Below are 18,633 nucleotides of genomic sequence, written 5' to 3'. Positions count from 1 at the left end.
TCATCATGGTCGTCTCGCGGTCGCGTCGCCGCGATGTTGAAAGCGCCGAGTGGCGGATGCCGCCCCCTCCCAAGGACGTTTTGGCACGTCGATTGTCTCCCCCGAGATTTTGTCCAGGTTCTATTGCACGATCACATAGGGGATTTCTACCCAACTATCTTGGGATTGACCGTTTCTTGCGATTTTCGTCGAATCGCCGATCGCCCGGCCGGAGCGACACACGCAAGGCGGGTGCACGATGGATGCGGTCGGCACATGTGACCTGCTCCACACTCCCGCCTGTCACCGTCGCACTTCGGTCACGCCGTCACCGATAAGCCGGATCGGGATGTTGCACGCCGGCCGAGCAGCGGCCGAAAAAGCCCCTGGAAATGTCAGGGTATTCTAAAACAGTGGACAGATTTCCGGCTCCGCCATAGGAGGAATTTTTCGCATAGACAAATTTGTTTGGCGACTTATTGCAATGCGACGCCAAATGTCGTTCCATCCGGCCTTGACCGGGGGCAAACGTCATTCCGCGTCAGGAAAATACGAGAACAAGAACAAATCTGGGAAGCAAAGCTCATGAAAAAGCTCACTACACTCTTCGCAGCGACGGCGCTTGCCACGCTGATGGCCGGCTCCGCCTGGTCGAAAACGTTCGTTTACTGCTCGGAAGGTTCGCCTGAGGGTTTTGATCCGGGCCTCTACACCGCCGGCACGACGTTCGACGCAGCGGCGCACACGGTCTACAACCGCCTGCTCGAGTTCAAGAAGGGCACGACCGAAACCGAGCCGGGCCTCGCTGAGAGCTGGACCATTTCCGATGACGGCCTTGAATACACGTTCAAGCTGCGTCCGGGCGTGAAGTTCCAGACGACGGAGTTCTTCACTCCCACTCGCGAGCTGAACGCCGACGACGTCGTGTTCTCGTATGAGCGCCAGCTCAAGGCCGACAATCCCTGGAACAAATACGTGACCGGCGCTTCGTGGGAATACGCAGCCGGCATGGGCTTCCCGGAAGTCATCAAGTCGGTCGAGAAGGTCGATGACCTGACGGTCAAGTTCACCCTGACGCGCAAGGAAGCACCGTTCCTCGCCAACATCGCCATGCCGTTCGCTTCGATCCTGTCGAAGGAATATGCCGACAAGCTGCAGGCCGAAGGCAAGATGAACCAGATGAACCAGATGCCGCTCGGCACCGGTCCGTTCGCGTTCGTCGCCTACCAGCAGGATGCCGTCATCCGCTACAAGGCAAACCCCGACTACTGGGGTGGCAAGCAGAAGATCGACGACCTCGTCTTCGCGATCACCACCGACGCTTCGGTTCGCTTCCAGAAGCTGCAGGCCGGCGAATGCCACCTGATGCCGTACCCGAACTCGGCCGACGTACAGGCCATGAAGGCCGATCCGAACCTGAAGGTCATGGAACAGGCCGGTCTGAACGTTGCTTACCTCGCCTACAACACGACGCAGGCTCCGTTCGACAAGCCGGAAGTCCGCAAGGCGCTGAACAAGGCGATCAACAAGCAGGCGATCGTCGATGCCGTATTCCAGGGCGCTGCCCAGCCGGCAACGAACCCGATCCCGCCGACGATGTGGTCGTACAACGACACGCTCCAGGACGACACCTACGATCTCGACGCAGCCAAGAAGATGCTCGAAGACGCAGGCGTCAAGGATCTGTCGATGAAGCTGTGGGCGATGCCGGTTTCGCGCCCGTACATGCTCAACGCCCGCCGCGCTGCCGAATTGATGCAGGCTGACTTCGCCAAGATCGGTGTCAAGGTCGAGATCGTGTCCTACGAATGGGCCGAATACCTCGACAAGTCGAAGGCAAAGGACCGTGACGGTGCCGTCATCCTCGGCTGGACCGGCGACAACGGCGACCCGGACAACTTCCTCGACACCCTTCTCGGCTGCAACGCTGTCGGCGGCAACAACCGCGCTCAGTGGTGCAACCAGGAATTCGACACCCTGGTCAAGAAGGCCAAGGAAACGTCCGACCTGGCAGAGCGCACCAAGCTCTACGAAGAGGCGCAGGTCGTCTTCAAGCGCGAAGCGCCCTGGGCAACGCTCGACCACTCGCTGTCGGTCGTTCCGATGCGCAAGAATGTCGAAGGTTTCGTCCAGAGCCCACTCGGCGATTTTGCCTTCGACGGCGTGGATATTGTCGAGTAAGCTAATGAACTGATCCGAAAGGGGGCGTTTGCCACGGGCAAACGCCCCTCTTTGCATCTACTACAGTGGCGCGCGTCCTGTCAGACGCGCAAAGGTCGCTGTAGCAATTTGAGTTGCTGCATGTTTTTGCCCTCGAATCCGAAGGGTTCAAGGAAACATGCAGTGGTGCCAGCGCCGGGAGACAACGGCGCGGCAACGTGGCGCGGGGTAAAACATGTTTCGATTTCTCTTGGGGCGTTTGGCGGTCCTGATCCCGACTTTCATCGGGGTCTCCATCATTGCCTTCTCCTTCATTCGCATGCTTCCGGGCGATCCTGTCGCCCTGCTTTCGGGCGAGCGTGTCATGTCGCCGGAGCGGCATGCGGAAATTTCACACGCGCTCGGTTTCGACCGGCCGATCGTGATCCAATACTTCGATTATCTCTTGGGCGTCGTCCAGGGCGACTTCGGCACGTCGATCGTGACGAAGAAGCCGGTGATCGACCAGTTCTTCGAACTGTTCCCGGCGACGCTGGAGCTTTCGCTCTGCGCGATCATCTTCGCGATCGTGCTCGGCATTCCCGCCGGCGTCATCGCGGCGATCAAGCGCGGCTCCTTCGTCGACCAGACGATCATGGGCACCGCACTCGTCGGTTTCTCCATGCCGATCTTCTGGTGGGGCCTGCTGTTGATCATGCTGGTCTCCGGCATCCTGCAGTGGACGCCGGTTTCGGGCCGCATCTCGCTGATGTACTTCTTCCCGCCGGTTACAGGCTTCATGCTGATCGACTCGTTGTTGTCGGGGCAGGCGGGTGCGTTCAAGTCTGCGGTGAGCCATCTCATCCTGCCGACGATCGTGCTTGGCACCATCCCGCTGGCGGTGATTGCGCGCCAGACCCGATCGGCGATGCTTGAAGTGCTTTCGGAAGACTATGTGCGCACGGCGCGCGCCAAGGGCCTCTCGACCTTCCGTGTCGTCGGTGTCCACGCGCTTCGAAACGCGATGATCCCGGTCATCACGACGATCGGCCTGCAGGTGGGCGTCATGCTCGCCGGCGCGATCCTGACCGAGACGATCTTCTCCTGGCCGGGCATCGGCAAGTGGATGGTCGATTCCGTCTTCCGGCGCGACTACGCCGTCATTCAGGGTGGCCTCTTGGTCATTGCTGGCATCATCATGCTGGTGAACCTTGCCGTCGACCTGCTCTACGGTCTCATCAACCCCCGCATCCGGCACTAAGGAGGGCGATATGTCTCAAGCTGCTGCAACGAGCGCCGTTTCGACAGATCCGTCCCGCCGGGCGCGACTGGCCGAATTCTGGTACTATTTCTCCGAGAACCGCGGTGCCGTCATCGGCCTTGTGTTCTTCCTGTTCCTCGTCCTGCTCGCGATCTTCGCGCCGATCATCGCGCCGCATGACCCGACCGCCCAGTACCGCGATGCGGTGCTGATCCCGCCAGTGTGGCAGGAAGGCGGCCGTGCCGAATTCCTGCTCGGGACCGACGCCGTTGGTCGCGACATGCTCTCGCGCCTGATCTACGGCACCCAGTTCTCGCTGTTCGTCGGCGTCATCGTCACCACGCTCTCGCTGGTCGGCGGTATTTTCGTCGGCGTGATCGCGGGTTACTTCCGTGGATGGGTCGATACCGTCATCATGCGTGTGATGGACATCATCCTGGCCTTCCCGTCGCTGCTGCTGGCCCTCGTGCTGGTCGCCGTTCTCGGACCGGGCCTGACCAATGCGATGATCGCCATCGCACTGGTCTTCCAGCCGCACTTCGTGCGCCTGACGCGTGCTGCCGTCATGAGCGAGAAGAGCCGTGACTACGTCATTGCCGCGAAGGTGGCGGGTGCCGGCCACGGCCGCCTGATGTTCAAGACGATCCTGCCGAACTGCATGGCGCCGCTGATCGTCCAGGCGACGCTGTCGTTCTCGAGCGCGATCCTCGACGCCGCCGCTCTCGGCTTCCTCGGTATGGGTGCACAGCCTCCGACACCGGAGTGGGGCACGATGCTCGCCGAAGCGCGTGAGTTCATCCAGAGCAAGTGGTGGGTAGTGACGCTTCCGGGCGTTGCAATTTTGGTCACGGTGCTGGCGATCAACCTGATGGGTGACGGCCTGCGCGATGCTCTCGATCCCAAGCTGAAGAGGTCCTGATCATGGCGCTTCTCGAAATTGAAAACCTGGTCGTCGAATTCCAGACGGCCACCGGTCCCTTCCGCGCCGTCGACGGCGTGTCGATGAAGGTTCATGAAAAGGAAGTGCTGGCGATCGTCGGCGAGTCCGGCTCGGGCAAATCCGTGTCTATGTTGGCGGCCATGGGTCTCCTGCCCTGGACGGCCAACGTTACGGCCGACAAGCTGACGTTCAACGGACGCGACCTGCTCGGCATGTCGTCGTCCGAGCGCAAGAAGATCATCGGCAAGGATATCTCGATGATCTTCCAGGAGCCGGTCGCAAGCCTCAATCCGTGCTTCACGGTCGGCTTCCAGATCGAGGAAGTGCTGCGCATTCACCTCGGTCTCGACAAGGCTCAGCGGCGCAAGCGCGCCATCGAACTGTTCGAGGCGGTCGGCATTCCCGATCCGGCCGAACGGCTTGGGCACTATCCTCACCAGATGTCGGGCGGTCAGTGCCAGCGCGTGATGATCGCGATTGCCATTGCCTGCAACCCGAAGCTCTTGATCGCCGACGAGCCGACGACCGCGCTCGACGTGACGATCCAGAAGCAGATCCTCGACCTCCTGATGCGGCTTCAGGCCGAGCATGGCATGGGCCTGATCATGATCACGCACAATATGGGCGTGGTCGCCGAGACGGCCGACCGCGTCGTCGTGCAGTACAAGGGTCGCAAGATGGAAGAAGCCGACGTCCTGTCGCTGTTCGAATCGCCGAAGAGTAACTACACGCGCGCGCTTCTGGCAGCCCTGCCGGACAATGCGACCGGTGACCGGCTGCCGACCATCTCCGAACTTTTCGTCGATGAGCCGAGCCTTCAAGGAGCCGCCCGATGACCGTCGTTCTCGAAGCGCGCAATCTGGTGCGCGACTACCATATCCCCGGCGGCCTGATAAAAAAGGCCAAGACCGTGCATGCGCTCAAGGGCGTGAGCTTCTCGGTCGAACAGGGCAAGACGCTGGCGATCGTCGGCGAAAGCGGCTGCGGCAAGTCAACGCTTGGCCGCATCCTGACGCTGATCGATCCGGCGACATCAGGCGACCTGCTGATCGATGGCAACAAGATCGACATCACCAAGGGTGACCTGACGCCGGAGATGCGCCGCAAGGTGCAGATCGTCTTCCAGAACCCCTATGGCTCGCTCAACCCGCGCCAGAAGATCGGCGACATCCTCACCGAACCGCTGATCATCAACACCAAGACGCCCGCCGACGAACGTCGCGAGCGAGCGATGGCGATGCTGAAGAAGGTCGGTCTCGACGAGCGGCACTACAATCGTTACCCGCACATGTTCTCCGGCGGCCAGCGCCAGCGTATCGCCATTGCGCGCGCGCTGATGCTCAACCCGAAGCTTCTGGTGCTGGACGAGCCGGTCTCGGCGCTCGACCTGTCGGTTCAGGCGCAAGTGCTGAACCTGCTCGCGGACCTGCAGGACGAGTTCCAACTGACCTACGTCTTCATCAGCCACGACCTCTCGGTGGTGCGCTATATCGCCGACGACGTGATGGTGATGTATTTCGGTGAGGCCGTCGAATACGGCAGCCGCGACGAAGTCTTCGCTGATCCCAAGCACAGCTACACCAAGACGCTGTTTGCCGCGACGCCGCGCGCCGACGTTGCCAGCATCAAGGCACGGCTCGCCAAGAAACAGGCGGCCTGAGCCTTTCGGCGCCGTGTAACAAGAGCATTTCCAGGAAAAGTGCGGAGCGGTTTTCCGTCCGGAAGTGCGTAGGAGATGGAGCGTTTCCATGACTCTATCTAAAGTGGAAGCGCTCTAATAGGAGGCCGGGGAAAGAACGCCCCGGCTTCTTGGCCTTGCCGGGCCGATGGTGTAGAGCTTTCGCGCCGCCATTCACTTCTCGCCTTCCGGCGGCGGGCAGCCGCTTTTCGGTCGAACCATCAGCGTTCGACCCAACTTCAGGAACACGATCATGGAAATCAAGCGTTTCGAAACCGGCCCCCGGATGAGCCAGGCCGTGGTTTACAACAACACCGTCTACCTCGCCGGCCAGGTCGGCAATGCCGGTGACGATGTCGTGACCCAGACGAAGCAGGCGCTTGCCGAAGTCGACCGTCTTCTGGCGCTCGCCGGCACCGACAAGACCCGCATTCTCTCGGCCACCATCTGGCTCGCGGACATGGCCGACTTCCCGAAGATGAACTCGGTCTGGGACGCCTGGGCACCGCAGGGCAACACCCCGGCACGCGCCACCGGCGAAGCCAAGCTTGCAACGCCGGAATACCTCGTCGAAGTAATCGTCGTCGCGGCCGCTGCCTAAAGCATCTCTCGCAAAAATTGCGCGGCGCTGTTACGGTTCCGTCTAAACCGGAAACGCTTTAAGGCGCTTGGCGAAGCCGAGAAGGCTTTGCGTGATGTTATCTTTCCGCCGCCGTGCCCAACGCACGGCGGCGTTTTCTTTTGTCGCGACCGCCCCACCTGCGGCTCCCAGGCAGGAACCATTCGCCAGTCCGCACGTTTACCTGTGGTTCCATAAAAAAACGGGAGGGCTGTCGATGCTCTACTGGCTACCGCGGGTCTGCGTGGTTGCTTTTGCAGGTCTGTTGATCGGTTTTGGGTTCATCCCGCATACAGCCGTCGGCGTGGCGCACACATTGCTCATCATCGTCCTCGGCCTGGGGCTTCTGTCGCTGACCCTGCATGTGTTTCCGCCTGAACGGCACTGAGTGATCCGGTCCGCAATTCAAAGTGCTACAGCGACCTTTGCGCGTCTAATAAGACGCGCGGCGCTGTAGAGCGTTTCCAGTTTGGACGGAGCCGCAGACGCACTCTATCTCTTTCCTTTTACGTATTTCCTGACGGAAAACCGTTTCGCACTTTTCCTGGAAAATGCTCTAGGCGTGACGCATGACAAACAACGGCGAGGGACGGCATTGGACACATCCGGGCACACGGCTGCTTACTACAAGCTGAAGCGCATCGCCGAGGAGGAAAAGGCCTCGGTCGAGGCGGCACTTCCCGCCGAGCCGAAGCGGGACGGCATCGACCTGATGGTGGCCTGGAGCATCATCGGCCTCTTCGTGATCGCCGGCTCAGCCGCCGTCTACTCGATGGAAACGATCCTGATGCCGATCACGCTCGCCGTCGTCGTCGGCATCGTGCTCGGACGCGCGGCCGACAGCCTGGCAAAGTTCGGCCTGCCGCCGATCATGGGTGGGCTGCTGCTGGCACTGTTCTTCGTGCTTGGGCTCGCCTCGGTGGTCAGCGCCCTGCTCGGACCAATGACGGACTTGGCGCAAAAGGCACCGGCCCTGGCGGAGGGGGTCGTCGAACGTGTGTTACCCTTCATCGAGCGTTTCGAATGGCTGCGCCTGGCGGTGGCGCGAGGAACCGGCAACGGAGCCCTTGCCGACACCGTCATGAAGAACGCTGGTCCGGTTCTCGGCGTTGTCGCCGCCGGGCTGACGCCGGCCCTGGTCCAGACGCTGATTTTCCTTGCAGCACTCGGGCTCTTCCTGCTAGGTCGCCTGCATCTGCGCAGGACCATCATCCTTGCCTTCAACAGCCGGGAGCGACGTCTGAGCACGATCCGGATCATGAACGCGATCGAAACCGCACTGGCGCAGTATTTTTCGATCGCGAGCCTAATCTATCTGGCGCTCGGCGTCGTCACCATGCTCATCGCGCTGGTCGGCGCCTGGCCATGCCACCGCTCTGGGGGTTGTTTGCCTTCGTCTCCAGCTTCATACCCTATCTCGGCGTGACCATGATGACGCTGGCCCTGCTCGTCGGCGGGCTGATGACGCACGAAGCCATCCTCCTGGCGCTGGCGCCGGCGGCCGTCTTTTTCGTCGTGCATCTGGTCATGGAAAATCTGGTGATCCCGTCGATCCTGGGCAACAGGCTCGAAGTCAACCCGTTCCTCGTCTTCGTCGCCATCATCTTCTGGACATGGATGTGGGGCGCGGTCGGCGCGATGCTGGCGCTGCCGTTGTCGCTGATCGCCATGACGATCTTCGAGGAGGTGCGCGAGCAGCAGCCGGAACGGCAGCTGCCGGCCTAAGGCGTGTGCGCTTATCCGCGTGTCGAGCGGGCGTGTTCGTCGAAGAACAGGGCCTGGCTGATCAGCGCCTTGACCATGTCCGGGTTGAACGGCTTGGTCACGAGGAAGGCGGGCTCCGGCCGCTTGCCTGTCAGCAGCCGCTCGGGGAAGGCGGTGATGAAGATGACCGGTACCGCCGCATCCTTCAGGATCTCGTTGACTGCGTCGATACCGGAGCTGCCGTCGGCCAGCTGTATGTCGGCGAGAACCATCTTCGGCGCCGTCTTGCGGTAAAGATCCAGCGCTTCCTTATGCGTGCGGGCAATGCCGGTCACGCGATGGCCGAGGCTCGTCACCATATCTTCGATATCGAGCGCAATCAGCGGCTCATCCTCGATGATCAGGACTTCGGTTGCCACCTGGCGCGAAATGTCTTCCGAGGCCACCGCCAGCAGCTTGGAAAACGCCGCCTGGCTCTGCCCCATGATCTCGGCGGCATCGGCAATCGAGAAACCTTCGACCGAAACGAGCAGAAAGGCCTGCCGTGCCGCGGGCGCGATCAGCGAAAGATTGGCGGCAGCCTGCTGTTCCCAGGCGAATGGAGAGACGTTCTCCGTCCGGTCGACGGAGACTTTCTCGAACAGCGAGCAGAACAGCTTGTAGAGGGAAATGCGGTCGTTGGAACCCTCCGGGAAAAGGCTGATGTCCTCGATCAATGCTTCCAGAATTGCAGCCACATAACCGTCTCCGGCCGCCTGCGAACCGGTCACGGCGCGGGAGTAACGGCGGAGAAAGGGAAGGTGTGGTGCAATACGGGTCGAAAGTGACATCAAGTACTTCCTTGGGTCTGATGTGATTCGCTTGTTTTCTGAGGACAATGAGCATCCTGCGAAAGACGTGAATGTTTTGAACACGTTTTTCGGCCTATGGGAAGCTGGCAACAGCGATGCGTGCTCGAGGTGTTTCGAGCGCTGTCTGGCTTAGGGGTTGTGGGATGGAGCATCCTGTGGACGAGCGTGGCGTAGGGGAAGAGGAAACGGCGAAGGCTGCGAGAGGCTCAGATCCGAACGGCTTGATCGGCTCGAAGCTGAAGGCGCTCTACCGCGCGATCGAGCAGGAGCCGGTGCCTGACCTTTTCATCGACCTTCTGCAAAAGCTGGATGACGCCGAGGCGCTTGCAGCGCCGCGCGTCAAACAGGACGCACAAACGACGCGGTAACACTTTAAACCTGCTGCAATTATGCAGTAGCCGTGCCGACGAAAAAGTTCTCCCCGAGTTGTAAGCGCAAGACATGAGAAACGGGCCGAAGCCCGCTTCCCTGGACCTCTTGACGTTTGCGCCTTAGCAGGCGGCCTCGTAGCGGCGGCCGTAGCGGTCGCGATAGATGCAACGTCCCGGCTCATTGGCATTGCCAACGAGCGCGCCGGCGACACCGCCGATGGCGGCACCGACCGCAGCACCTCTGACATTGCCCGTGGCTGCACCGCCGATGATTGCGCCGCCGGTCGCGCCGATCGCCGCGCCCTTCTCCGTTTGCGTGCATGCCGCCAAGGGGAGGATCAGGCTTGCTACGATAAGTATCTTCTTCATGACGCGTTCCTATCCGAGGTTTGCTTTGTTGAACATTGAAGGATGCATTCGGCCGAGACCGGTTGCGGGGGACTGATGACGAACAGAATGACGACAATGAGGCCGTTCGCCAAAGCGAACACGCCTTGCCGACGCCAGCCCTGACCCTGGCTTCGCGCCTATCTTAACCACCTTTGGAATGCTCGCAACGGTCGGATCCGCACCGCTCATCAATGTCTCCCTTGTGGTATCGCCACGGGTGCGGCGCTTGTTATTGCTGTGGAAACGACGATCACGCCGATTTGTTCCATTGGGCAAATTCTTCCCAGACCTGTCATCGATCCGGGGATTTGAAGGGCCGCCAGCGGCAATTGCTCCGACGTGCGCCTGCGACCTGTTTCGCCAGCCGCAACCATCGCGCTGGGCATGAAATACCGCGTCGAGTGCTCGCTCCAGCGAAGGCATCGACGAAATTTGATTCGGCCCATGGAACTTCGCGCCGTTCATAACCGTTTGCTGTTCACGTTTTTGATGGAAGGAGCATGCGGATGGAACATATCGCTGCCATCATGGTCCTCGTCGGTTGCATGCAGGGCGACGCCGCCTGCCGTGAAGTCCCGACACCGGTCGTCGGTTTTGAGACTGTCGAGGAATTTCATGAATTGCTTTCGCCGTCGATCGAGGAGGTCGGCAAGGCGTTCAAGAGCGCCTATGGCAAATGTGCCGAAGTCGATCCCGCCCTGTTTGTCGAGGATGCGACGATAGAATGGTGGATCACGCCTTCGCGTCAGCTTGAAGTCAATGTGATCGCTGACGACGGCACCTACGCTGTTGCTGCCCGCACGGACGACAAGCCGAAGTTCCGCAACTAAAGCATCTCCAGGAAAAGTGCGAAGCGATTCTCCGTCGCCGCGCTGAAAGGATCAAAGCATGAACTGGGACATCATTCAGGGCAAATGGGCGGAGTTGAAGGGCAAGGCTCAGATCGAATGGGGCAAGCTGACCAATGACGATCTCGATGTCATCGACGGGCGGCGCAAGGAACTTGCCGGCCGTATCCAGGCCCGCTACGGCATCGCCCGCGATGAAGCCGAACGCCAGATCGACGACTGGGCTTCCCGCCACTGAGAGGCGAACCCGACCGAGCCGAAAGGCCAAAAGCAAACGCCGCCGTGGTGATCGACCGTCGCGGCGTTTGCTTTTGGTTTTTGAGCCCCCACAGCCCCGCGCGTCTTATTAGACGCGCAAGGGTCGCTGTAGCACTTTGAATTGCTGCATGTTTTTATCCTTAATCGAATAGGATTTAAGGAAACAGGCAGTAGCGGAAGAACGGCGCTGCGCAATTATCTCTTCGGTTTCGGCTCGGTCTTTTTCAGTTTTTCGAGAAGATTGTTTAAGTTCTGGCTCGGTTTGTCTGTGTTGTGCGCGTAGAGATCACGCATCGTTCTACCGATGTGAAGATTACTGTCCGGCGTTTCGGCGTTTCGGCGCGCTGTTTCAGCTGCGGACTTCCAAATATGTGACATTGGCATCTTCATGTCGAACCCGCTTCATTCCTTGAGGGAACAACGTAAGACTATCACGAAGGTTCCTGGCGAATTTCGCCTCGGCTGTGCCAAATCGAGACTGTTTTGGCGATCATGGTTAACAGATGGTTTCGAACCTCCGGGGCGGGATTGAAGATTTCATCGTTGCTTGCGTCGGTGCTGGAACAAAATAGGCGGTCATGACGTTTCATTTCCAGCGACGCATACAAGGAGATATCCTATGCTTTACTACGCTCTCGTCTTTCTGGTAGTAGCAATTATCGCAGGTGTACTTGGTTTTGGCGGTATTGCCGGTGCTTCCGCAGGTATTGCACAGATCCTGTTCTTCCTATTCCTCGCCTTCCTGGTGATCTCGCTGGTCGTGGGGCTCATGCGCAGAACCTGATCCAGGCGCTGGTAACGCATTAAACCTGCTGCATAATTATCTGCTTAAATCGATTCAGCTTTAAGGATTTATGCAGTAGGAAATCAACAAGGGACGAATGTCGAAAGACTTCGTCCCTTTCGCATGTCGCGATGCTCCGGTTACATCCCTTGCCCTCCCAGGTGTGCTTGGCTATTCATGCCGAAACGGATCTGACGCGCACCAAGGAATGCGGAACACATGAAATCGCTGGAGCTCCTCGTAGAGCGGATCATTCTGTCCAGTCGCTGGCTGCTGGTCATTTTCTATCTCGGGCTTGTTGCAGCGTTGGCGCTCTACGGCATTTCGTTCATGTACAAGTTCCTGAAGATCGCCGGCATGGTCTTCGTCTACGACGATGCCCAGATGATCCTGTCGATGCTCGGCCTGATCGATGCCGCCCTAGTGGCGAGCCTGATCGTCATGGTGATGATCTCAGGATACGAGAACTTCGTCAGCCGCTTCGACGAGGCTGATGCCGAGGTCTCCTTCCTCGGCAAGCTCGACGCCGGCAGCCTGAAGATCAAGGTCGCATCGTCGATCGTCGCGATCTCGTCCATCCATCTTCTGCAGATCTTCCTCAACACGCAGCAATATACCAGCCAGCAACTGATGTGGGCGACGATCATGCATCTCGCTTTCGTGGTTTCGGCGGTTCTGCTCGGTTATCTCGAGCAGATCATGAATGGGCTGAAGAAGAAGTAGCTTGGGCCGAGCGGCGTGCATCGCTGCTGATGGTCTTGATCGAGTAGCGGGGCACTGGACATGAAGACTGACGTAGTGGTTCTCGGCGCCGGCATCGTCGGCATATCGACCGCCATCCATCTGGCGCGGCGCGGCAAGTCGGTGGTGCTGCTTGATCGTCGCGGTGCGGGCGAAGAGACATCCTACGGCAATGCCGGCCTGATCCAGCGCGAGGGCGTGTTTCCCTACGGCTTCCCGCATGATTTCGGGGCATTGTTCCGCTACGCGCTGAACAACACCATCGACGCGCACTACCATATTCGCGCGCTGCCGGGGCTGGTGCCGTTCCTGGCGCGCTACTGGTGGCATTCCGGCTTCACCCAGCACCAGCGCATCGCCAACATGTATGCGCCGCTGATCGAAAATTCGATCGCCGAGCATGAGGATCTCATCAATGCATCCGGCGCGGGCGACCTGATCCGCAAGGACGGCTGGATGAAGGTCTTCCGCACCGAGAAGGAGCGCGACGCGGCCTACAAGGATGCCGAGAAGCTGTCGACCGGTTTCGGCGTCAATCATCAGAAACTCTCGACCAGCGAATTGAAGACCCTGGAGCCTTCGATCAGGGCCGATCTCGTCGGTGGCCTGCGTTGGAGCGACCCATGGTCGATCCGCGATCCGCACAGCCTCAACAAGGCCTATCTCACCTATTTCCAGTCGCTCGGCGGCCGGCTGGTTTCCGGGGACGCGGCGACGGTGGAACACATTCTCGAAGGTCCGGGCTGGCGGGTCGCGACCCCGGAAGGGCCGCTCGAGGCGCATGAAGTCGTCGTCGCACTTGGTCCTTGGGCCGATACGGTCACGCGCAAGCTCGGCTACCATTTCCCGGTTGCCGTCAAGCGCGGTTATCACATGCATTACGGCATGCAGGAGGGCGCCCAGCTCAACAATTGGGTACTGGATGCCGAGAAGGGCTATTTCCTGGCGCCGATGCTGCGCGGCATCCGCCTGACGACGGGGGCGGAATTTGCCTGGCGCGATGCGCCGAAGACGCCGGTTCAGCTCACCCGCGCCGAGCGTGTAGCGCGCGAGTTCTTCCCACTGGCCGAGCGCCGCGACGAAGAACCGTGGATGGGCGCTCGCCCGTGCACGCCTGACATGATGCCGATCATCGGCAAGGCGCCGCGTCACCAGGGCCTGTGGTTCGCCTTCGGTCATGCCCATCACGGCATGACGCTCGGCCCGGTCACCGGCCGGGCGCTCGCCGAAGCCATGACCGGCGAGAAGACGGTGATCGACATCGCCCCCTATCGCCCGGAGCGCTTCTTCTCCTGATCGTTTATCCGATCGCCAAAAGGGGCCGGGAGCATCGCTTCCGGCCTCTTCTGCATTTGGTCGCCGGTCAGGCGTTCGTGCCGCCGTCGATGGTGAATTCGGCGCCGGTCACGCCCCGGCCTTCGGGCCCGGCAAGCCAGGCGACGAGGCTCGCCACCTCGCTCGCATCGTTGAACCGGGGGATTGCCATCAAGCCGCGTTGCGGATCCGCATGCGCGCCGTCCTGCGGATTCATGTCAGTATTGGTCGAGCCGGGATGGACGATGTTGACGGTGATGCTCTTCGGTCCGAGGTCACGCGCGACCGCCTTGGTAAAGCCGACGAGCGCCGACTTGCTGAGCGCATAGAGGCTGATGCCCGGAAAGGGAACGCGCTGCGCCAGATTGCTGCCGATCGAAATGATGCGTCCGCCTTCCGGCATATGTTTTGCCGCAGCGCTCGTGGCCAGTACCACCGCCTTCACATTGACATCGACCGTGCGGTCGAAATCGTCCGCGGTCACGTCCGTAATGGCGGCTGCTTCATAAATGCCAGCATTGTTGACCAGAATGTCGATGTGGCCGTGCCGCTCGACGACCGTCTGGACGGCGGTCTCCACCGCCTTTGCATCTCGATTGTCGGCGCGTACGGCGAGCGCCTTGCCGCCCGCGCGCTCGATTTCGGCGACCAGTGCATCGGCCTTTGCCTGCGACTGCCCGTAGGTGATGGCGACAATGGCGCCCTCACTTGCCAGCCGCCTGGCGATCGCCGCACCAATGCCGCGTCCGCCGCCTGTCACCAACGCGACCTTGTTTTTCAGATTCGACACGCTCTTGCTCCATATTTGTAGTGATCGATACATATATACGCGGCGACTTGCCTCCCGCTGTCAAGTCATTTATGTATTGATCGATACAAAAAAAGGAGTTCATGCGATGTCCAGCCGTGGCCGGCCGCGCAATTTTTCGCGTGAGGAAGCGCTGAGGAGCGCGATGGAAATCTTCTGGGACAAGGGTTTCGACAACACCTCGCTTGCCGATCTGACGCGGGTGATGGGGCTCAATCCGCCGAGCCTTTACGCTGCCTTCGGCAGCAAGGCGAAGCTTTTCCTCGAGGCCGTCGACCTCTATGGCCGGACCGATGGCGCCGGTATCTGGGAGTTTCTGGACAGCGCACCGACGGCAAAGGAGGCGGTGCACGACCTATTGCGCCGGTCGGCCGAGAATTTTACCCAATGGGCCGAGCCACGCGGCTGCATGGTGGTGCTCTCTGCCCCGCAGATGGAGGGGGTCGACCCGGCGGTGTGCAACGGTCTGAAGGCGCGCCGGCTGGAAAAGCAGGCGGCATTAGAGCAGCGTCTCGAGCGTGGCGTGGCGGAAGGTGATCTGCCCGCGGGAACGGCCTGCGACGACATCGCCGCCTATGTCACGTCGATCCAGCATGGAATGTCGATCCACGCCCGCGACGGAGCCTCGCGTCAGACCCTGATGGCACTCGCCGATTGTTGCGCGGCGGGGTGGGACGCGATGGTCAAGGCGTCATCGACGAGAGAATGACGAGATCTGCTGTCGATGACGGCCGATAAGCGTCGTCTCAATTGATCGCGGTCGCCCCAATGCGCGCGCTCTTCGGCACAACCACGTCCTGGTGCGATCAACACTCGGCCTTTGCCGGAAGAACGCTCTTCCGGCAAAGGCAAGCCATTGCGACAATACCGTTACTGGGCCGGTGCCGGCTGTGTTGTCGTTCCGTTCGTTGCCGGCGGGGTCGTGCCCTGCTGCGGCGTCGTTTCCGGGGCGGTCATCGTTCCGCCGGAAGGTGCGGTGGTCGTATCGGCCGGCGGCGTGGCCGTCGTATCCGTTGCTGGCGGTGTCGCCGTCTGCCCTGATGTCGACTGGTCGGTGGTGGCCGGTGGCGTTGCCGTCTCGGTCGTATCCCGCGTCAGTTCTGCCGGGAGCCAGGCGATCAAAGCGAGCACGAGGCCGGCAAGCAGGATGATGACGAGCGGCCAGCTGCTGCGCCCGGAGCGGACCGGTGCCGGATCTGTCGGCATGGGTGTCGGCTGACCTGTCACCGGGTCGATGAGCGGCTTTTCCTTGAGCTCTTCACGTTGATTCATCGCGTTCACATCCTTTCTGGGCGTCCTCCGGCCTACGGGTCTTGCCGGCCGGAACGGCCTCGGCAAAGGCAGAGGACCGGGTTGTGCGGTTGCAAACTAACGTTGCGAACCTCGCATGCTCGACTGGACGCGCTCTGCAACAGGAAACGCGCGAAAACTTGCAATGTTCCATCGGGTACAACCCACCCAAATCGCATGCGCTTTACAGCCCGCTGTTTTCGCTGCAAGAAAATCATCTCTTTGGGGGAGCGATCATGACGCTTGAGGCATACCGAAGCGGAACCTTTGTCGGGCGCGTCTGGCGATCTGATATTGACGGGCCGGCGCTCGTGACCGTCAGGGACGGCGCGATTGTCGACATCACCTCGAAAATGGCGCCCACCATGCGCGATCTGTTGGAGCTTCCCGACCCGGTTGCCCACATCCGTCAGCTCGATGGCGAACGTCTCGCGTCGGTGACCGACGTACTCACGGGGGAGGGCAAGATCTCGACCCTTCGCCTGCTTGCGCCCTGTGACCTCCAGGCCGTGAAGGCCTGTGGCGTCACCTTTGCGCGCTCGATGATCGAACGCGTCATCGAAGAGCGGGCGGCCGGCGATGCCGCCCGCGCCGAGGCGATCCGCACACGCGTCACTGCCGTCATCGGCGACAGCCTGCGAAACCTTAAGGCCGGCTCACCGGAGGCAGCCCGTGTCAAGGCCGCGCTGATCGAGGAGGGCGTCTGGTCGCAATATCTGGAAGTCGGCATCGGTCCGGATGCGGAAGTTTTTACCAAGGCACAGGTGTTGTCATCGGTCGGTTCGGGTGCCGATGTCGGCCTCCACCCGATTTCGCGCTGGAACAATCCGGAACCGGAAATCGTGCTGGCCGTTGCCTCTGACGGCGCCGTCAAGGGCGCGGCGCTCGGCAATGACGTCAACCTGCGCGATGTCGAGGGCCGGTCCGCTCTGCTTCTCGGCAAGGCGAAGGACAATAATGCCTCCTGTGCGATCGGCCCGTTCATCCGCCTGTTCGACGAGACCTACACGATCGATCATGTGCGCAGGGCCGAACTCGAGCTGCTGGTCGAAGGCGCCGATGGCTACCGCCTGAAGGGAATGAGCAGCATGGCGGAGATCAGTCGTGACCCGCTCGACCTCGTCGCCCAGACGATCGGGCCACACCATCAATATCCCGATGGGTTGATGCTGTTCATGGGCACGTTGTTTGCCCCGGTCGAAGACCGCGACGAGAAGGGGCAGGGCTTCACCCACAGGATCGGCGATTTGGTGACGATTTCAAATGCTGAACTTGGTAGCCTGACCAACGTGGTGCGCCTGTCGACGGATTGCCCGCCCTGGACGTTCGGCATGGCCGCGCTGATGCGCAATCTCGCCAGCCGTGGTCTGATTTAGCCGCGGCTCATCAGCCGGAAATAAGCGCCCGGATTGCGCGCTAGGCAAGTGCCCGCCTTAAAGGAAAGAGGCCCGCCGATCCTCATCGGCGGGCCTCTCATGGAATTTAGTTAAGCTTGGCTGTTGTCTTCGACAGGCGCGTTCGGTCCGTTCTTCTTGATCGAATCGATGGCGTTCTGAGCGCTTGCCTTGCTCGAATAGCCTTCGGTCGAAAACATCACTTCGCTGTTGTACTTGAAGCGAACCCGATATTCGCCAGCCTTGTCTTTGTAGATCTCGAACTTATGAGCCATGTGCCCTCCCATATGTAATCGTGAATCACGCAGGGACTAGCGTGGCAGTTGCAAGCGGCGTTGACAAGATGTCGGCGGTCTCATTCAAATCTACACGTCCGCTTCACCTGACCTTGATCCTCGTATGGACGATGGAGCAATTTCCCACACAGCGGACCGGCCCCGCACTGGAAAGGCAGAAAACCCACCATGAGCATGGAGACTGACGCCCGCTTCTGGGACCGGAGCGCGCGCAAATACGCCATGGGCAAGATTGCCGATCAAGCCGGATATGAGCGCACGCTGGAGCGAACCCGCGCCCTTTTGAGACCAAGCGACCGGGTGCTGGAAGTGGGTTGCGGGACAGGAACAACGGCGCTCCGGCTTGCGAGCCATGTGCAAAGCTATCTTGGGACGGATATTTCCAAAGGAATGGTAGCGATTGCCGAAGAAAGGTGTGCCGCCGATCCCATCCCGGGGCTAGCCTTCCGGGTCGCAACCGTCGAGGCGCTGACGCCCGAAGAAACACAGTTCGACGTCATCATGGGGTTCAACTATCTGCATCTGGTTCGCGACTTGGCCGGCACGCTGGGCCACATTCACGCCCTGCTGGCGCCGCAGGGTCTGTTCATTTCCAAGACGCCCTGCGTCGGGGATATGAACCCGCTCATTCGGCTTGTCCTGCTGCCCGCGATGCGAGCGCTCGGGCAGGCGCCTTACGCCGGCATCTTCCGGGCGGCTGAATTGGGTCAGATCATCCATGCTGCCGGTTTCGACGTGCTTGCCACGGAAAACCACGCGACCAAGGGCAACGACAGCCGTCCCTATATCGTCGCGCGCAAGAGATGACATGTCGGGCCGCGGCTCCGGCGTTCGTGACGATCTCCACGCCGAACTTTGCGAGCCTGATCTTCGCGGTATGTCTGCCGGCAGACTGCGTCAGCCTTCGACATTCGGGCGCAGCCACGCCGAGGTCTGGGGAGAGCCGGCGCGGTGTTCGGTATGCGATT

At 60.6% G+C, this 18,633-nt stretch carries 21 protein-coding genes and 1 pseudogene; 17 read left to right on the top strand and 5 right to left on the bottom strand.

All coding sequences use genetic code 11. From position 1 onward, the window contains the following. Positions 1–564 precede the first annotated feature (564 nt). From BKP54_RS12145 to BKP54_RS12115, 8 genes and pseudogenes are all read left to right on the top strand, one after another. Entirely contained in the window at positions 565–2,160 is a 1,596-nt protein-coding gene (locus tag BKP54_RS12145) for an ABC transporter substrate-binding protein (protein WP_025426001.1), read from the top strand. Between the two features lie 214 nt (positions 2,161–2,374). Further along, positions 2,375–3,379 carry an ABC transporter permease subunit gene (locus tag BKP54_RS12140; RefSeq protein WP_025426002.1) on the top strand — a complete coding sequence of 335 codons (1,005 nt, stop codon included), beginning with the start codon at positions 2,375–2,377 and terminating at the stop codon, positions 3,377–3,379. Between the two features lie 10 nt (positions 3,380–3,389). Next, positions 3,390–4,298 (top strand): ABC transporter permease subunit, encoded by a 909-nt coding sequence (locus tag BKP54_RS12135; protein ID WP_025426003.1) that lies wholly within the window; start codon positions 3,390–3,392, stop codon positions 4,296–4,298. Between the two features lie 2 nt (positions 4,299–4,300). Continuing rightward, positions 4,301–5,155 (top strand): ABC transporter ATP-binding protein, encoded by an 855-nt coding sequence (locus BKP54_RS12130; RefSeq protein WP_025426004.1) that lies wholly within the window; start codon positions 4,301–4,303, stop codon positions 5,153–5,155. Beyond that, positions 5,152–5,979 (top strand): dipeptide ABC transporter ATP-binding protein, encoded by an 828-nt coding sequence (locus BKP54_RS12125; RefSeq protein WP_025426005.1) that lies wholly within the window; start codon positions 5,152–5,154, stop codon positions 5,977–5,979. The genes BKP54_RS12130 and BKP54_RS12125 overlap by 4 nt, the downstream gene beginning before the upstream one ends. Before the next feature lie 271 nt (positions 5,980–6,250). Beyond that, positions 6,251–6,598, top strand: a complete 348-nt coding sequence (locus BKP54_RS12120; protein ID WP_025426006.1) for a RidA family protein — start codon at positions 6,251–6,253, stop codon at positions 6,596–6,598. Positions 6,599–6,689: 91 nt separating this feature from the next. Further along, positions 6,690–7,004, top strand: a complete 315-nt coding sequence (locus BKP54_RS35010) for a hypothetical protein (RefSeq protein WP_144239133.1) — start codon at positions 6,690–6,692, stop codon at positions 7,002–7,004. Positions 7,005–7,211: 207 nt separating this feature from the next. Beyond that, positions 7,212–8,341, top strand: a pseudogene (locus tag BKP54_RS12115) (AI-2E family transporter). 11 nt (positions 8,342–8,352) lie between these two features. On the opposite strand, the gene BKP54_RS12110 reads toward BKP54_RS12115, so the two are convergent. Continuing rightward, positions 8,353–9,150, bottom strand: a complete 798-nt coding sequence (locus BKP54_RS12110) for a response regulator (RefSeq protein WP_084814477.1) — start codon at positions 9,148–9,150, stop codon at positions 8,353–8,355. Between the two features lie 164 nt (positions 9,151–9,314). On the opposite strand from BKP54_RS12110, the gene BKP54_RS12105 reads away from it, so the two are divergent. Further along, positions 9,315–9,539, top strand: coding sequence for a NepR family anti-sigma factor (locus tag BKP54_RS12105; RefSeq protein ID WP_025426009.1), 225 nt, complete (start codon positions 9,315–9,317; stop codon positions 9,537–9,539). 123 nt (positions 9,540–9,662) lie between these two features. Here the strand turns inward: BKP54_RS12105 and BKP54_RS12100 are convergent, their stop codons facing one another. Continuing rightward, positions 9,663–9,911 carry a glycine zipper domain-containing protein gene (locus tag BKP54_RS12100; RefSeq protein WP_025426010.1) on the bottom strand — a complete coding sequence of 83 codons (249 nt, stop codon included), beginning with the start codon at positions 9,909–9,911 and terminating at the stop codon, positions 9,663–9,665. Positions 9,912–10,438: 527 nt separating this feature from the next. Here BKP54_RS12100 and BKP54_RS12095 point away from each other — a divergent pair. The 5 genes from BKP54_RS12095 to BKP54_RS12065 all read left to right on the top strand — a co-directional run bounded on the left by BKP54_RS12095 (position 10,439) and on the right by BKP54_RS12065 (position 13,859). Continuing rightward, positions 10,439–10,762, top strand: a complete 324-nt coding sequence (locus BKP54_RS12095; protein ID WP_025426011.1) for a hypothetical protein — start codon at positions 10,439–10,441, stop codon at positions 10,760–10,762. Between the two features lie 58 nt (positions 10,763–10,820). Beyond that, entirely contained in the window at positions 10,821–11,018 is a 198-nt protein-coding gene (locus tag BKP54_RS12090) for a CsbD family protein (protein ID WP_025426012.1), read from the top strand. Positions 11,019–11,657: 639 nt separating this feature from the next. Beyond that, positions 11,658–11,822 carry a DUF1328 domain-containing protein gene (locus BKP54_RS12075; protein WP_025426013.1) on the top strand — a complete coding sequence of 55 codons (165 nt, stop codon included), beginning with the start codon at positions 11,658–11,660 and terminating at the stop codon, positions 11,820–11,822. Between the two features lie 219 nt (positions 11,823–12,041). Beyond that, complete coding sequence (locus BKP54_RS12070) at positions 12,042–12,545, top strand: TIGR00645 family protein (RefSeq protein ID WP_081788838.1); 504 nt, start codon at positions 12,042–12,044, stop codon at positions 12,543–12,545. 60 nt (positions 12,546–12,605) lie between these two features. Next, on the top strand, positions 12,606–13,859 hold the full coding sequence (locus BKP54_RS12065; protein WP_025426015.1) for an FAD-binding oxidoreductase: 1,254 nt from the start codon (positions 12,606–12,608) through the stop codon (positions 13,857–13,859). Positions 13,860–13,926: 67 nt separating this feature from the next. On the opposite strand, the gene BKP54_RS12060 is transcribed toward BKP54_RS12065, so the two are convergent. Beyond that, positions 13,927–14,700 carry an SDR family NAD(P)-dependent oxidoreductase gene (locus BKP54_RS12060; RefSeq protein ID WP_084814476.1) on the bottom strand — a complete coding sequence of 258 codons (774 nt, stop codon included), beginning with the start codon at positions 14,698–14,700 and terminating at the stop codon, positions 13,927–13,929. 73 nt (positions 14,701–14,773) lie between these two features. On the opposite strand from BKP54_RS12060, the gene BKP54_RS12055 reads away from it, so the two are divergent. After that, positions 14,774–15,394 (top strand): TetR/AcrR family transcriptional regulator, encoded by a 621-nt coding sequence (locus tag BKP54_RS12055; protein ID WP_084814475.1) that lies wholly within the window; start codon positions 14,774–14,776, stop codon positions 15,392–15,394. A 161-nt stretch (positions 15,395–15,555) separates the two neighbouring features. Here the strand turns inward: BKP54_RS12055 and BKP54_RS12050 are convergent, their stop codons facing one another. Further along, positions 15,556–15,966: a hypothetical protein gene (locus BKP54_RS12050; RefSeq protein ID WP_084814474.1), complete on the bottom strand. Its 411-nt coding sequence runs from the start codon at positions 15,964–15,966 to the stop codon at positions 15,556–15,558. A gap of 245 nt (positions 15,967–16,211) precedes the next feature. Between BKP54_RS12050 and BKP54_RS12045 the strand changes: the two genes are divergently transcribed. Beyond that, positions 16,212–17,351: a fumarylacetoacetate hydrolase family protein gene (locus BKP54_RS12045; RefSeq protein WP_107026893.1), complete on the top strand. Its 1,140-nt coding sequence runs from the start codon at positions 16,212–16,214 to the stop codon at positions 17,349–17,351. A 110-nt stretch (positions 17,352–17,461) separates the two neighbouring features. On the opposite strand, the gene BKP54_RS12040 is transcribed toward BKP54_RS12045, so the two are convergent. Further along, positions 17,462–17,644: a YegP family protein gene (locus BKP54_RS12040; RefSeq protein WP_025426020.1), complete on the bottom strand. Its 183-nt coding sequence runs from the start codon at positions 17,642–17,644 to the stop codon at positions 17,462–17,464. A gap of 189 nt (positions 17,645–17,833) precedes the next feature. Between BKP54_RS12040 and BKP54_RS12035 the strand changes: the two genes are divergently transcribed. Next, on the top strand, positions 17,834–18,472 hold the full coding sequence (locus BKP54_RS12035) for a class I SAM-dependent methyltransferase (RefSeq protein ID WP_057211566.1): 639 nt from the start codon (positions 17,834–17,836) through the stop codon (positions 18,470–18,472). The last annotated feature ends 161 nt before the right edge of the window (positions 18,473–18,633 follow it).

Origin of the sequence: Ensifer sp. 1H6 (assembly GCF_001976035.1) — a bacterium.
Taxonomy (GTDB): domain Bacteria; phylum Pseudomonadota; class Alphaproteobacteria; order Rhizobiales; family Rhizobiaceae; genus Ensifer; species Ensifer canadensis.
This window is presented reverse-complemented; position numbering and strand designations above follow the sequence as displayed.

Bases quoted from the DNA above. Each gene is read 5' to 3' on its own strand.
- BKP54_RS12145 (WP_025426001.1), top strand. From the start codon at position 565: ATGAAAAAGCTCACTACACTCTTCGCAGCGACGGCGCTTGCCACGCTG.
- BKP54_RS12140 (WP_025426002.1), top strand. From the start codon at position 2,375: ATGTTTCGATTTCTCTTGGGGCGTTTGGCGGTCCTGATCCCGACTTTC.
- BKP54_RS12135 (WP_025426003.1), top strand. From the start codon at position 3,390: ATGTCTCAAGCTGCTGCAACGAGCGCCGTTTCGACAGATCCGTCCCGC.
- BKP54_RS12130 (WP_025426004.1), top strand. From the start codon at position 4,301: ATGGCGCTTCTCGAAATTGAAAACCTGGTCGTCGAATTCCAGACGGCC.
- BKP54_RS12125 (WP_025426005.1), top strand. From the start codon at position 5,152: ATGACCGTCGTTCTCGAAGCGCGCAATCTGGTGCGCGACTACCATATC.
- BKP54_RS12120 (WP_025426006.1), top strand. From the start codon at position 6,251: ATGGAAATCAAGCGTTTCGAAACCGGCCCCCGGATGAGCCAGGCCGTG.
- BKP54_RS12110 (WP_084814477.1), bottom strand. From the start codon at position 9,150: ATGTCACTTTCGACCCGTATTGCACCACACCTTCCCTTTCTCCGCCGT.
- BKP54_RS12105 (WP_025426009.1), top strand. From the start codon at position 9,315: ATGGAGCATCCTGTGGACGAGCGTGGCGTAGGGGAAGAGGAAACGGCG.
- BKP54_RS12100 (WP_025426010.1), bottom strand. From the start codon at position 9,911: ATGAAGAAGATACTTATCGTAGCAAGCCTGATCCTCCCCTTGGCGGCA.
- BKP54_RS12095 (WP_025426011.1), top strand. From the start codon at position 10,439: ATGGAACATATCGCTGCCATCATGGTCCTCGTCGGTTGCATGCAGGGC.
- BKP54_RS12090 (WP_025426012.1), top strand. From the start codon at position 10,821: ATGAACTGGGACATCATTCAGGGCAAATGGGCGGAGTTGAAGGGCAAG.
- BKP54_RS12075 (WP_025426013.1), top strand. From the start codon at position 11,658: ATGCTTTACTACGCTCTCGTCTTTCTGGTAGTAGCAATTATCGCAGGT.
- BKP54_RS12070 (WP_081788838.1), top strand. From the start codon at position 12,042: ATGAAATCGCTGGAGCTCCTCGTAGAGCGGATCATTCTGTCCAGTCGC.
- BKP54_RS12065 (WP_025426015.1), top strand. From the start codon at position 12,606: ATGAAGACTGACGTAGTGGTTCTCGGCGCCGGCATCGTCGGCATATCG.
- BKP54_RS12060 (WP_084814476.1), bottom strand. From the start codon at position 14,700: ATGTATCGATCACTACAAATATGGAGCAAGAGCGTGTCGAATCTGAAA.
- BKP54_RS12055 (WP_084814475.1), top strand. From the start codon at position 14,774: ATGTCCAGCCGTGGCCGGCCGCGCAATTTTTCGCGTGAGGAAGCGCTG.
- BKP54_RS12045 (WP_107026893.1), top strand. From the start codon at position 16,212: ATGACGCTTGAGGCATACCGAAGCGGAACCTTTGTCGGGCGCGTCTGG.
- BKP54_RS12040 (WP_025426020.1), bottom strand. From the start codon at position 17,644: ATGGCTCATAAGTTCGAGATCTACAAAGACAAGGCTGGCGAATATCGG.
- BKP54_RS12035 (WP_057211566.1), top strand. From the start codon at position 17,834: ATGAGCATGGAGACTGACGCCCGCTTCTGGGACCGGAGCGCGCGCAAA.